12 protein-coding genes are annotated in these 12,577 nt (G+C 56.9%); 1 reads left to right on the top strand and 11 read right to left on the bottom strand.

Going from position 1 to position 12,577, the window contains the following annotated elements; translation table 11 throughout:
* Positions 1 to 9: 9 nt before the first annotated feature.
* The 11 genes from RWV98_RS08310 to RWV98_RS08260 form a co-directional block, all read right to left on the bottom strand.
* Positions 10 to 1,092 carry a hydrogenase large subunit gene (locus RWV98_RS08310; protein WP_317865187.1) on the bottom strand — a complete coding sequence of 361 codons (1,083 nt, stop codon included), beginning with the start codon at positions 1,090 to 1,092 and terminating at the stop codon, positions 10 to 12.
* Entirely contained in the window at positions 1,085 to 1,534 is a 450-nt protein-coding gene (locus tag RWV98_RS08305; RefSeq protein ID WP_317865185.1) for an NADH-quinone oxidoreductase subunit C, read from the bottom strand. The genes RWV98_RS08310 and RWV98_RS08305 overlap by 8 nt, the downstream gene beginning before the upstream one ends.
* The gene (locus RWV98_RS08300) at positions 1,531 to 2,025 is read right to left on the bottom strand and encodes an NADH-quinone oxidoreductase subunit B family protein (RefSeq protein WP_317865183.1); all 495 of its coding nucleotides are present in this window, start codon (positions 2,023 to 2,025) and stop codon (positions 1,531 to 1,533) included. Before RWV98_RS08300 ends, RWV98_RS08305 begins: the two co-directional genes overlap by 4 nt.
* 21 nt (positions 2,026 to 2,046) lie before the next feature.
* Positions 2,047 to 2,922, bottom strand: a complete 876-nt coding sequence (locus RWV98_RS08295) for a respiratory chain complex I subunit 1 family protein (RefSeq protein ID WP_280963722.1) — start codon at positions 2,920 to 2,922, stop codon at positions 2,047 to 2,049.
* Entirely contained in the window at positions 2,915 to 3,463 is a 549-nt protein-coding gene (locus RWV98_RS08290) for a hypothetical protein (protein WP_317865180.1), read from the bottom strand. The genes RWV98_RS08295 and RWV98_RS08290 overlap by 8 nt, the downstream gene beginning before the upstream one ends.
* Entirely contained in the window at positions 3,345 to 4,463 is a 1,119-nt protein-coding gene (locus RWV98_RS08285; protein ID WP_317865727.1) for an NADH-quinone oxidoreductase subunit 5 family protein, read from the bottom strand. The genes RWV98_RS08290 and RWV98_RS08285 overlap by 119 nt, the downstream gene beginning before the upstream one ends.
* Positions 4,345 to 4,824, bottom strand: coding sequence for a hypothetical protein (locus RWV98_RS08280; RefSeq protein WP_317865179.1), 480 nt, complete (start codon positions 4,822 to 4,824; stop codon positions 4,345 to 4,347). The genes RWV98_RS08285 and RWV98_RS08280 overlap by 119 nt, the downstream gene beginning before the upstream one ends.
* A gap of 236 nt (positions 4,825 to 5,060) precedes the next feature.
* Positions 5,061 to 6,092, bottom strand: a complete 1,032-nt coding sequence (locus RWV98_RS08275) for a LacI family DNA-binding transcriptional regulator (protein WP_280963724.1) — start codon at positions 6,090 to 6,092, stop codon at positions 5,061 to 5,063.
* 198 nt (positions 6,093 to 6,290) lie between these two features.
* The gene (locus RWV98_RS08270) at positions 6,291 to 7,265 is read right to left on the bottom strand and encodes an ABC transporter permease (RefSeq protein WP_317865176.1); all 975 of its coding nucleotides are present in this window, start codon (positions 7,263 to 7,265) and stop codon (positions 6,291 to 6,293) included.
* The gene (locus RWV98_RS08265; RefSeq protein ID WP_317865174.1) at positions 7,262 to 8,755 is read right to left on the bottom strand and encodes a sugar ABC transporter ATP-binding protein; all 1,494 of its coding nucleotides are present in this window, start codon (positions 8,753 to 8,755) and stop codon (positions 7,262 to 7,264) included. Before RWV98_RS08265 ends, RWV98_RS08270 begins: the two co-directional genes overlap by 4 nt.
* A gap of 146 nt (positions 8,756 to 8,901) precedes the next feature.
* Entirely contained in the window at positions 8,902 to 9,921 is a 1,020-nt protein-coding gene (locus tag RWV98_RS08260) for a sugar ABC transporter substrate-binding protein (protein WP_317865172.1), read from the bottom strand.
* A 589-nt stretch (positions 9,922 to 10,510) separates the two neighbouring features.
* On the opposite strand from RWV98_RS08260, the gene RWV98_RS08255 reads away from it, so the two are divergent.
* On the top strand, positions 10,511 to 12,355 hold the full coding sequence (locus RWV98_RS08255) for an eCIS core domain-containing protein (RefSeq protein ID WP_317865170.1): 1,845 nt from the start codon (positions 10,511 to 10,513) through the stop codon (positions 12,353 to 12,355).
* The last annotated feature ends 222 nt before the right edge of the window (positions 12,356 to 12,577 follow it).

The following is a 12,577-nucleotide window of genomic DNA, read 5'->3' as shown; positions in this document are numbered from 1 at the left end:
GGTGCCCCCTTAGCGTTCCGTACAGCTGATGCATGGGTCGATCGTCAGGATCAGCATCGGCACGTCGGCAAAGTCGCAGTTTTCCAGCGTTTTAACCAGCGCGGGAATATTGATGTTGGTGGGCGTGCGCACGCGCACGCGGTCAAGGAACTTGGAGCCGTTGCCCTTGGCGTAATACAGCGCTTCGCCGCGCGGCTGCTCCAGCCGGGCAAAGAACTCGCCCTGCGGGTTGCCCTTTACCGGCACGGCGATATCGCCCTCCGGCATTTTATCGATCGCCTCGCGGATGATGCGCATGGACGAAAATATCTCGCGGATACGCACGTCGCAGCGGGCGTAGCAATCGCCCTCCGTGGCGAGACAGGGCTTGAAGGCCAGCTCGTGGTACGCGCCGTCGTGCTCGACCGCGCGCAAATCCATCGAAATGCCGCTGGCGCGGGCCACCGGGCCGACGCAGCACAGCTCCGCCGCGTCCTCGCGGCTGAGTAACCCCACGCCGCGCAAACGGCCGTTCACGGTCGGGTCCTCCAAAAACACGTCGGTAATGCGGCGCACCTCGGCCTCCATATCGTGCAGGCGCTGCGCGATACCGTTTAGCTCGCTGTTTTCAATATCGCGGCGCACGCCGCCTATTTTGCAGACGGAAAAGATGATGCGGCCGCCGGTCGTCTGTTCAAAAATATCGAGGATCTGCTCGCGCAAGCGCCAAGCGTGCATAAACAGGCTTTCAAAGCCCATGCCGTCCGCCAGCAGGCCCAGCCACAGCAGATGGCTGTGGATACGGGAAAGCTCGTGCCAAATGGTGCGCAGGTATTTGCCGCGGCGCGGCACATCCACGCCCATCATGCCTTCCACGGCCTTGCAGTAGCCCCAGCCGTGCCCAAACGAGCAGATGCCGCAAATGCGCTCGGCCACGTAGACATATTCGGTGAACTCGCGCTTTTCCACCAGCTTTTCCAAACCGCGATGGATGTAGCCGATGGACGGGATGGCGCGAACGACCTTTTCATCCTCCAGCTCCAAATCCAGATGGATCGGTTCGGGCAGCACCGGATGCTGCGGCCCGAACGGAATGACGGTGCGCTTACCCATGCTGCTCGCCCCCTTCCGGTTTCTCCGTGGTATTCGCCGCCTGCGGCGCGGGCGCGGCGGGCTTTGCCGCCGGCTTGGGCGGCGCCTTATGCTGCGGCGGCAGCGCGCGCCACGGCGTTTTTTTCGCCAGCCGGTAAAAGCTTCCGCCGTAGTCCACTTCATCCGCGATATGGCGGATCTGCACGCCGAACAGGTCGCGCATTTCGTTTTCGTAGATGAAAGCGGGCCAGTACAGGCTGGTGATGCTGATCACGGGCGTGGTTTCGCCCACGGTCAGCCGCAGGTGATACATATTATACGCCCGGTCAAAGGTATAGGTCAGTTCATAGCCCTCGGGCACGCGGGTGCAGCAAATCTGCACCAGACGACAGCCCTCGTCGTGCAGGCTGTGCACGCGGTCAAGCAAGTCGGCCGCTTTGATTTGAATGATCTGCTGTTTCACGGCGCTTCCTCCTCACCCGGCAAGAGCGGCAGACTGTCGCGATCCTCCAGCTCGTCCTCGCGGCCTTCCTTCAGGGCCTTTCGTTTTTCTTCCAAAATATCCAGCGCGCGCACCACGCCGTCGATAATGGCCTCGGGCCGGGCGGCGCAGCCGGGCACGTACACATCCACGGGCACGGCCTTATCCGCGCCGCCGAGGATGTTATAGCATTCGCGGAAAATACCGCCCGAGTTGGCGCAGATACCCACCGCGACCACGACCTTGGGCTCCGGCATCTGCGAATAGATTTGACGGATCACGGGCAGGTTCTGCGCGTTGACCGAGCCGGTGAGCAAAAACACATCCGCGTGCTTGGGGTTGCCGGTGTTGACGATGCCGAACCGCTCGATATCGTACAGCGGGGTCAGGCAGGCGAGCACCTCAATGTCGCAGCCGTTGCAGCTTGAGCCGTCATAATGGATAATCCACGGCGATTTTTTCATAAAAGACATATTGGACGAGCCCCTCCCCTCTTACCGAATCGTCATCAATACCAGCAGGTTGACAAAGCCGGCCACGAGCGAAACGCCCCAAGTGGCGGCCAGCGCGTGCTGCCATTTGACGCGCGCGCAGCAGTTGTCAATCAAGATTTCCAAAACAAAGACCACGGCGCACATGGCAATGCCCAGAAGGGGCGAAAGCCGCGCCGACCATACAAAGAATAAGTAGACAAAGCCCAGCAAAAAGATATTTTCATACCAGTGCGCGACCTCGACCATGGCGAGCGTTTTGCCGGAAAATTCGGTCACGATGCCCTTGACCAGCTCCTGATGCGCGTGGTGCGACATCGAAAGGTCAAACGGCGATTTGCGGAACTTGATGGTCAGGATGAAGCAAAGGCCGACGAACACGCCCGGCAGGTAGACGATCGCCGCGCGCTCATCGCTGATGATCTCGGACAGGTTGAACGTGCCGAAGGCAAGGTAAAAGCCGATCGCCGTCATCAAAAGCATGGGCTCGTAGGCCATGGTTTGCAGCAGCTCGCGTTCCGCGCCAAGCTGGCTGTACGGCGAGTTGGACGAATACGCGGCCACGATCAGGCACACGCTCGCGAGCGTCAGCGTGAAAACGACGAGCAGAATATCGCCATGGGTAAAGAAGAAAATACCGCTGATGACAACGAACAACAGAAAGCCCGCGACGTAAAAATCCTGCACGCCGTTGACCGAAATGCCCTGCTTGCTGCAAAGCTTGAAAACATCGTAAAAGGGCTGCAAAAGCGGCGGGCCCTTACGGCGCTGCATCCGGGCCGACAGCTTACGGTCAATCCCGGCAAGCAAGCCGCCGATGATGGGCGCAAGCACCAGATAGCCCGCGCCGCCCAGAATGATGGGCAATAGCTCAGACATGCAGCACACCCCCCAACAGCTCCGAGAAAGACAGAATGATGATTACAATGTTGACGATGCTGCCGCCCAGCAGCATCCACCGCTCGCTGAACAGCGTTTCCATATACCAGTTGCGCAGTGAAACCGGCACCGGAATATCCATCGAACCGCGGAAGGTCAGATCATCGCCCATGTTTTCACCCGCAAGGTTGACGTGCACCAGCTTTTTGTTGCTGCGGCCAAAGGCCAGAAGCGGCAAAACGACCAGCAACACCACCATAAAGGACATGATGAGCATGTTGCCCTGACTGATCACCTCGCCCGGCACGCGTGCAAAATGAATGACCAGATAATCCGCGACTAAATTCTTCGCAATGATCGGGAAGCCGACGCAGACCAGCACGGTGACGGCCGCCAGCCCCTTGAGGACGAACCACTCCTCTTTATGTACGGTTCTTTCGATGCTGCGCTTGCCCGCGACGATGGCCGTCACCTTGCCCAGCCACTTGGTCCAGAAAAAGAAGGTGGCGGAGGAGCCGAACACGAGGATCAGCATCAGCATCGCGTGGCCCGAATCGATAAACGCCTTCATGGCCGCCCATTTGGAAATCAGCATGCCGAAGGGCGCGAGGAACATGCCGCAGATGCCGATGGACATACAGACCGCAAGCTTGCGGCATTTCGCCGAACAGGCCGTCGAAATCCTCGATATCGCGGCTGCCGACGTGGTGCTCCGCCGTGCCGACGGAAAGAAACATCAAGCTCTTGGCGACCGCGTGGAAAATGACCAGCATGATCGCCGTCCACGCCGCTTCAAACGTGCCGATGCCCGCGCAGCAGACGATCAGCCCCAGATTGGAGATCGTCGAATACGCCAGCACCTTTTTGCCGTTCGATTGCGAAATCGCGGCAAAGGATGCGAACAGGAAGGTGACGCCGCCCGTCATCATGGCGAGCAGACCGGCGGGGCTGTCGCCCAGCGCGGGCGACAGCTTGATGATGAGGAACACGCCCGCCTTGACCATGGTGGAGGAATGCAAAAGCGCCGAGGTCGGCGTGGGCGCGACCATCGCGCCGAGCAGCCATTTGGAAAACGGCATCTGCGCCGCCTTGGTCAGGCCCGCGAACACCAAAAGCGCGGTCGGCACGACGACGTCGATGCCGCTTTGCGTCAGCCCGACGATCTGTCTCAGGCCGATCAGCTGCTGGGTCAGCCCCAGCCAGACAATGGCCACCGCGAACGCGAGGCCGCCGAGCAGATTGAGCGACAGCGCGCAAAACGAATTTTTCTGCGCTTCTTTCGTGCCGGTATAACCGATCAGCAGGAAGGAGGAAAAGCTCGTGATCTCCCAGCAGAAATACATCATCATCAGGTTGTTGGACAGGACCAGCCCGAACATCGCCGCCAAAAACAGATACAGCACAAAGAAAAACACCGGCCGTTTATCCATCAGCGATTTGTCGTGGTGCTGAAAATCCTTCATGTAGCCGAGCGCGTACACCGTGATCGCGCTTCCGACCAGACCGATGATCAATATCATCAGAATGCCGAGCTTGTCGATCATCAGGTCGAAGCCCGCGTAAACGTGGTGCCCGTGCTTCCAGCTCGAACCAAACGATCAGCGCGGTCTGCGCAACGCTTAAAAGCGCCGTGAACCAGCGCCGCGCCCGCAGGCACAAATACACGATCAGCACGCACATCGCGATCTCCGCGATCAGCAGCACGGTAGAAAACACCTCGCTGCCGATGTTGAAGAACGTGGGCATCGTTTTGAAATACATCACGCTGACGACTACCGACAAAATCGCCGTGATAGCGGCCGCTACTTTTACGACCCTGTCGCGCGCGGCGTCGTGCCGGATAAACAGCATGGCGAACGCCGTCAGCAGTGGGAAGCCGACCAAGATCCCCAATATGGCCATAGCTTCCGCCTCCTTTCCAAATTACCCTTACCCTTGATTCGTTGCACTCTATGCAACGTAGATGTTTTTATTATACAACTTCCATTTTGCAATAGCCAGCCATTTATTGCAATCTGACAAAAAAGGAAAAGAACCACTATGCTTTCTTGCGGGCCGCAGGCAAAAGAAGCCTGCCGCTTACAAAAGCGGCAGGCACACGGCTATGTATCCAAATTTTGCAGCGGACGCGTCCGCCTTTACCAGACGATCTCCCCGTCCCGGGGCGCGGCGACCGTGTCCCGCTCGACCAGCGTGACGCCGACGCTGGTTTTCGCGATGCAGCGGTCCCCTGTTTCCATCATGTCGATCAGCCGCTTGGCCGCGATCTCGCCCATTTCGCGTTTGAAAATATGGATCGTCGTCAGCGCCGGTTCAATCACCGAGCCGATCAGCGAGTCGTCAAAACCGACCAGCGACACATCCGCCGGCACGCGCAGCCCGCACCGCTGGAACGCGCGCAGCGCGCCCGTCGCCATCACATCGTTATCCGCGAAAAACGCGGTTGGCAGGCTCGGCCGCCCCGCAAGGTAGCGGCACACATCCTCGCACGCGCCGTTTACCACGGGCTCGATGCGGACGACGTCCTCCTCCCGCATTTTCAGCCCCAGCGTATGCATGGCTTGATAAACGCCCGCGCACCGCTCTTTTAAGCTGCCCGTGCGAATGGAGCCCTTTAAATAGCCGATCCGCCGGTGTCCCTTGTCATATAAATGACGCAGCGCGAGACGCGCCCCTTCGATATTCGCCATATCCACGGAGTTGATCGGATAATTGCGGAAGCAGTTGTCCACCGCGACGACCGGAAACTCCAGATCGGCCAGCACGCCGTACCGTTCCGCGTCAAACTCAGTGCCGAGAAAGATCACGCCCACGATATTTTCATATCGCAGGCCGCCCAGCACGGTCTCGAAATCGCTGTCGTCCACATTGACCACGCTCATCGTATATTTGCAGCGGCGCAGCGCGGCGTCCACGCCCTCCATCACCTGTGTGATAAAATCATCGTTGCGCTCGACAAAGTTGCCGGTCGCGCGGTAGCGGATAAACTTCACCGTGCCCTTTGGCTGGCTCCCCGCCCCGTCCGCGTCGCGTATGGTAAAGCCGTTTTCCAGAAGCAGCGCCGTGATCCGTTCGCGCTTTTCCGAGCCAACACCCGCTTTTCCGTTTAGGACGATCGATACGGTCGAAGGGGAAACGCCTGCAAGCCGGGCAATTTCCTTTACTGTCATGGCAACGCATCCTCTCAACTTTCAAACAGTCCGGAAGGCCACTGGCGACGCCTGTAACCGTACCCTGATACCCCGAATTCTGCCTTTACTTAATATAATACGGTAATTTTGGTACCCTGTCAATTAGATGGCAAAACATGGGGTATAAAAAACGGGCGGGTGTTTGATCGGCAAACATCCGCCCTGTTTCCTGTGCGCTTACTTGCTGTTTTTGTTCTTGCGGGTCTCCAGCAATACGGCGAACAGGATCACCGCGCCCTTTACGATATACTGCGCGTACGAATCGACGCCGAGCATGTTCATGCCGTTCATCAAAACGCCGATGATAAGCGCGCCCACCAGCGTGCCGACCATGGTGCCGGAACCGCCCGATAGCGAGGTGCCGCCGACCACGACGGCCGCGATCGCATCCATTTCAAACTTATCGCCCATGGAGGGCTGCGCCGAGTTCAGGCGGCCGATCAAGATCAGGCAGGCCAACGCGGAAGTGACGCCGCTGATGATATAGGGCATCATCTTATACCGCCGCACATTAACGCCGGAAAGCTTGGTGCATTCCTCGTTGCCGCCGATCGCATAGACATAGCGGCCGAGCGTGGTCTTGTTCAGAAGGAACCAGCCGACCGCAAAGACGATCACCGTCAGAATGACCGGGTTTGGAATGCCGAGCACGCGGCCCCGGCCGATCCCGCCGATAAAAGCGCCCACCTCCGGAATCGGCGTGCCATCGCAGAAGATGTATACGATGCCGCGCGCCGCGGTCATGGTGACAAGCGTTTGAATAAAGGGCGGCACATCGAAAAACGCGATCAGCACGCCGTTGAACAGGCCAAGGATCAGGCCGGTGACCAGCGCGACCACGGCGGCCAGAACGGAAGAACCCGTGCCGTTGAACGTAGCGGCCGCGAAAGCGCCGCACAGCGCCAGACCGGAACCGACCGAAAGATCGATGCCGCCGGTCAGAATCACAAAGGTAACGCCCACCGCGATGATGCCGTTGGTGGATACCGTACGCAAAATGGTCAGAAAGTTGGAGGCGGAAAAGAACGATTCCGCAAAGACCGAAAGCAGCAGCACCATGATGATCAGGGCGCAGATCACGCCGAACTCGCGTATTTCAAAAAGCCTTTTCAGGGCGCTCTTTTTCTCCGCGCCCGCGGTGTTCTGTTTCATGATACCCCTCCCATTGCATAGCTCATAATGGTCTCCTGCGCGAAATCCTTGCGGTCGAGCGTGCCCGTGATCCGCCCCTCGCATAGGATCACCGCGCGGTCGCTCACCGCCATTACCTCTTCCATTTCGGAGGAGATCATGATGATGGCCTTGCCTTTTTTCGCGATCTCGCCCATGATGGCGTAGATTTCCGACTTGGCGCCCACGTCGATACCGCGCGTCGGTTCGTCCAGAATGATCACGTCCGCGTCCAGATTCAGCCACTTGGCAAGCACGACCTTTTGCTGATTGCCGCCGGAAAGGAATTTTACTTTTTGATGGATGGAGGGCGTTTTGATCCGCAGATCGTTCACGTATTTGTCCACGATGCCCAGCTCCTTCGCCCCACGGATCACCCCGCCCCGCTGGAGCGGGCGCAGGCCCGGCAGCGTGATGTTCTCCTTAACCGACATCAACGGAACAAACCCCTGCTCCTTGCGGTCCTCGGTTAAAAAGGCGATGCCGTGGCGAATCGCATCCGCCGGTTTTTTGATGCCGACCGGCTTGCCGCCGATATAAATCTCCCCCGCGTCGCGCGGGTCGACCCCGAAGATCGCGCGCACGGTCTCGGTACGGCCCGCGCCGACCAGTCCGGTCAGCGCCAGTATTTCGCCCCGGCGAACGGTAAATGAAATATCGTGCAGCATGTCCGTGTTCAGGTTTTTCACCTCGAACAACGTCTCGCCGATCTCCACTTTCGTTTTCGGGAACAGATCGTTCAGCACGCGGCCCGCCATCATCGTGATCATCGTATCGCGGTCGAGCCTCGCCACATCGTCCGTACCGATATAGCAGCCGTCCCTGAGAATGCTCGCGCGGTCGCAGATCGCGGGAATCTCCTCCAAGCGGTGGGATATGTAGATAACCGACCGTCCCTCCGCCTTCAGGCCGCGAATGATGCGGAACAGCTCATTTATTTCCACAGTGGTCAGCGGGGCCGTCGGCTCGTCCATGATGATGATGTTTGCGCCAAAGGAGAGCGCTTTGCCGATCTCTATCATCTGCCGGCGGGCAACGCTCAGTTTTTTTACCGGCGTGCGGATATCCAGATGCAGACCCAAGCTGTCCATGATTTGTTGCGTATCCAGATAAAGCTTTTTCTTATCGATCACATTGCCGAATCGTTTGGGTTCGCGGCCTAGAAAGATATTTTGCGCGGCGTCCATTTCACCGATCAGGTTGAGCTCCTGATGGATGATGCTGACGCCCAGACGGCGGGCGTCCGTTATGCTTTTCATTTCAGCCTTTTTACCGGCTATGACGATTTCCCCCGCGGTTGGCTGCACAATGCCGCTGAGCACCTTCATCAGCGTCGATTTACCCGCGCCGTTCTCGCCGAGCAGGGCGAGCACCTCGCCGCGCCGCAGGTCGATGCTGACATCGTTCAGCGCGGTAACGCCCGGATAAACCTTGGTGATGTGCTTCATTTCCAGAATAATATCCTGATCCATAGGTCTCCCCTTATCTTTGTGATGCGGTACGGCTCCGGCGAAAGGAGCCGCGTGATGGGAAAGCCGGGCGGGGCTCTCTTTCGCCGAAGCCCCGCCCAAGCTTTCACAGAAGGAAGAAGAGAAAGAAGAATGCTGTTTGATCCGTCCTACTCGTTCGCGTGCTTGGCGATGATTTCGTCCACATTGGAGGAATCGACCAGCTCCACATCGAACACCGTGGCCTTATCCACGCTTTCGCCCTTCGCGGCCTTGATGCAGGTCTCCACCGCGATATAGCCCATGGTATAGGGCGCGTGGTCGATCGTGGCGAGCATGCGGCCGTCCTTGACCGCCTGCAAGCCGTCCGAATTGCCGTCAAAACCGGTCACCAGAATGCCTTCGCGGCCCGCGCCCTCGATCGAGGAGATCGCGCCCAAAGCCAGCTCGTCGTTGCAGCAGATCACCGCGTCGATATTATCGAACTTCTGCAGCATGTCGTCCATGTTTTGCAGGCCTTCCTCGCGCTTGTCGCCGACGTTTTTGGCGAATAGGATATTAACATCGCTGTTGTTATCGAGTACGGTATGGAAGCCCTTGGCGCGCTGTGTCGTCGCTTCCGCGCCGGGCAGGCCCTCAAATATAATGATATTTTTCTTGCCCTGCTTTTTCATCTCGTCTACCAGATACTGGGCAATGCGTTCGCCGCTTTTTTCGTTATCGATGCCCACGTGGGATAGGACGATATCCTCCGCGCCCGTAATGCGGGAATCCTCGGTGAGGATTTTAAAGCCCTGATCGTTCGCATCCTGCACGGTGGGCAGCAGCGCGGTCGAGTCGAGCGCATCGATCAGGATCGCATCCACCTTCTGCTGCATAAAGGATTCCACATCGGTCATCTGCTTTTGCGAATCCAGCTGCGCGTCGGTAATGATGATCTCCGCGCCAAACTCCTCGGCGGCCTTGGCCGCGCCGTTTTTCACCGATACGACGAAGGGGTTGTTGACCGTCTTGAGAGAAAAACCGATTTTTACCTTCCCTTCCGCCGAGGGGGTGTTTTCCGCGGGCTCCGCGCCGGACTGCGCATCCGGATCGGACGACGCGGCGGGCGCGGGTTCGGAGCCGCACGCGGTCAGGGTGCCAACCAACATGGCGGCCGTCAGCAGCGATGCAAATAATCTCTTTTTCATTTTTCTGCTCCTCTCAAATCAAAGACTAGAAGATTTTCTGTATGGTCCTTCCCTTTTTCGCAGGCGGAAATCTTCGTTTTCTTTTTACGGATGCAATGCTCAGCTCCTTTCTTCGCCTATTCGGGTGCGTTCCCCCGGCCCGCCTGCTTCGCTGTTTATGCCTACCGATCTACTGTTTCGGTTTTGTTGAGATTATTAAATCACACCGCCGAATTTGTGTCAATCGTTTTCTAAATTATCAAGTAATATTTAGTAGATTTATAGAAATTTGAATCGTGTCATTTAGTGATTATGCATTATTTTTATGTGTGCTCTTTTGCAATAATTGTGAATAAATTATCATTTTATCAGAAATATGGAGTACTGCACGTTTAGTTTTTCCTTTATCGTAACAAACAGCTTGTATGTTTTCTATTTCATCCATTTGTTTTTCGCCGCGATCATTTACTAAATAATTTGCTATTATTTTGTAAATTGTCTTTCTTATGTTGTTTCTTTTATGCTCTTGCTATTTGTCGGATTTTGGAATATAGTAAGGCTATCAGATATCTTGGCCATTTTGCCCCACCCCGAAAAAGGAGGCGCGCCTATGCTGTCCGCAGAAAAAAAGACCGTGCCCAAAACAGCAGAAAAAAGACCGGCGCCAAACAGCACCGGCATACCCACCGCAATGAAGCGGCGTTTCGAGACTGCGTCCGGCTTTTCGCTGGACGATGTGCGTATCCATTACCATTCCGAAAAGCCCGGCCGAATCGGCGCCTTGGCCTATACGCAGGGCACGCAGGTGCATATCGCCCCCGGGCAGGAGCGCCACCTGCCGCACGAGCTGGGCCATGTGGTGCAGCAAAAGCAAGGGCTGGTGCGGCCGACCATACGCCTTGGCGGTATGCCCGCGAACCTAAACCCGGCGCTGGAGCAATCGGCCAGCCGGATCGGCGCGCTTGCGCCCCCTACCGTTACGCCGCGCGCCGTTTCCGCGCCCGCTGTGGTGCAGTGCGCGCTTTCCGCGGCGGTATCGCTACGGCATAAGGGGCTAGATCCCAACGCTCCGATCAGTCCAGACGAAATGATTGTGGAGACCATAAAGCTGGACGGCCGCTCACCGACAAATCTATTATCTCCCGATGAAAATGCCACGCAGGGCGACCATACGATCGCGGATGCGCTCATGAAGAAATATCAAAAAGTCATGGTGCGGGAAATGCCGGTGCCGGCGGCAGCGCACTTCTATCAAAACCTTTTAAACGAGGTGAAGCTTGACAACGAGCCCGTTGAAACGGCGGACTACCGGGCGCACGTATCCGTTTCTATTGCGAAGCAAGGTTTAGAGAAGCTTCAAAATTTATCAGGCCCCATGCCGGAGCGCCATATGCGCAAGATGCTTATCTCCGTGATTCGGGATTTTAACGACGCCTATGCCAGCAGCGTCACCGCCACGCAGGGCGTGGGCACCGGAGGACATGGCGAAGCCATGGGCATGGATGAACTGCGAAGGCTCCATTCGCAAAACCAAACCGTCTCCGCCGGACTGTATTCGCTGATCGATATGGAGTCGCTCTATTCCGCTGCTTCTTCTTTGGAATCAGACTTTGCAGCTCCCATAGAAGGTACGGTCAATTCAGTCATAGCACGTTTTGTGTCCATTCTTTCCGAAATGCGCGGCTATAAGGTAGCAGGATGGCAGGAAGCGCGTCAGCAAAACGCCCTGTTTCAAGGTGAGACTGATATGTCCGCACTGCGAATTGCAGAAGCCAATTCATCCGAGTTAACGGTGGATGCTGTGAAGCAGCAGTGGAGCGCCGTATTTATAGAACGTAACGCGCAACAGGTCATAGGGCTGCACAAGTTGTTCCAACTATATCTTGCCAAGTGGGAATTGCTCAAGCAGGCTCCCCCGCCGGATATCCATCTATTTATCCAGACAGCCTGTAATCATCTCCTCCAAAAGGCCGACCGTATTATATGCAAAACACCTTCCCTGCTTCAAGACTCCTGTAAGGAGCCTACAGCGAAAGCGCTGCATATCGTCGAATTAATACATACCTTCACGCAGGAGGCTCTCTCATTACAGGGAGAGCAATGTCTGCAAGCGTTCGATGAAATCATGAATCAGCTCGCCGCGGATCTACAAGTGGATGTAACAGAGATTAGTAAGCTGATCACGGAATACAGCGGCCAAACCGCACCCGACCTAATGTCGCAGCATTTTACCCCCAGCGAAAGTCAAATCATGGGCGTCCTCCATACAAACTTTGATCAACCATGCACATATGACGTTCTGATCGAAGCTATTCAGGATACCGCCAAAAAGCCCAGCCACGAAACGGTGGTACGCCTGATCGGCAATATCCGCAAAAAGCTTCCGCCGCAGCATACCATCATTACGCTCCCCCGCATTGGCTATCAGCTTACCAATCATACGGATGAATCGTAAGCTACATACTGCATACTATACAAACCATTTGCCATGGAGCCGTACCGGGTGCTTAGGGATTTAATGGATTGGCCCTCCAGAGGGGCTTCTCGCCGCTTACAGCGGCTCACCTTCTGCCTCCGCTCGGCCGAATCGGCCTGCCGGGCGCGCCCATCTTTGCTGGCGCTTCGCTTTCGGCGGGCTTGGGTCAGCCCGTCCTACTCGACAGGCGGGCGAGCGCTG

It is taken from the genome of Agathobaculum sp. NTUH-O15-33, from assembly GCF_033193315.1.
Lineage (GTDB): Bacteria > Bacillota > Clostridia > Oscillospirales > Butyricicoccaceae > Agathobaculum > Agathobaculum faecihominis_A.
This window is presented reverse-complemented; position numbering and strand designations above follow the sequence as displayed.

What these genes read in the sequence shown, in the direction of transcription:
- RWV98_RS08275 (WP_280963724.1), bottom strand. Translation starts at nt 6,092, where the DNA reads ATGACAGTAAAGGAAATTGCCCGGCTTGCAGGCGTTTCCCCTTCGACC.
- RWV98_RS08300 (WP_317865183.1), bottom strand. Translation starts at nt 2,025, where the DNA reads ATGTCTTTTATGAAAAAATCGCCGTGGATTATCCATTATGACGGCTCA.
- RWV98_RS08295 (WP_280963722.1), bottom strand. Translation starts at nt 2,922, where the DNA reads ATGTCTGAGCTATTGCCCATCATTCTGGGCGGCGCGGGCTATCTGGTG.
- RWV98_RS08280 (WP_317865179.1), bottom strand. Translation starts at nt 4,824, where the DNA reads ATGGCCATATTGGGGATCTTGGTCGGCTTCCCACTGCTGACGGCGTTC.
- RWV98_RS08255 (WP_317865170.1), top strand. Translation starts at nt 10,511, where the DNA reads ATGCTGTCCGCAGAAAAAAAGACCGTGCCCAAAACAGCAGAAAAAAGA.
- RWV98_RS08260 (WP_317865172.1), bottom strand. Translation starts at nt 9,921, where the DNA reads ATGAAAAAGAGATTATTTGCATCGCTGCTGACGGCCGCCATGTTGGTT.
- RWV98_RS08270 (WP_317865176.1), bottom strand. Translation starts at nt 7,265, where the DNA reads ATGAAACAGAACACCGCGGGCGCGGAGAAAAAGAGCGCCCTGAAAAGG.
- RWV98_RS08265 (WP_317865174.1), bottom strand. Translation starts at nt 8,755, where the DNA reads ATGGATCAGGATATTATTCTGGAAATGAAGCACATCACCAAGGTTTAT.
- RWV98_RS08310 (WP_317865187.1), bottom strand. Translation starts at nt 1,092, where the DNA reads ATGGGTAAGCGCACCGTCATTCCGTTCGGGCCGCAGCATCCGGTGCTG.
- RWV98_RS08290 (WP_317865180.1), bottom strand. Translation starts at nt 3,463, where the DNA reads ATGCTGATGCTGATCCTCGTGTTCGGCTCCTCCGCCACCTTCTTTTTC.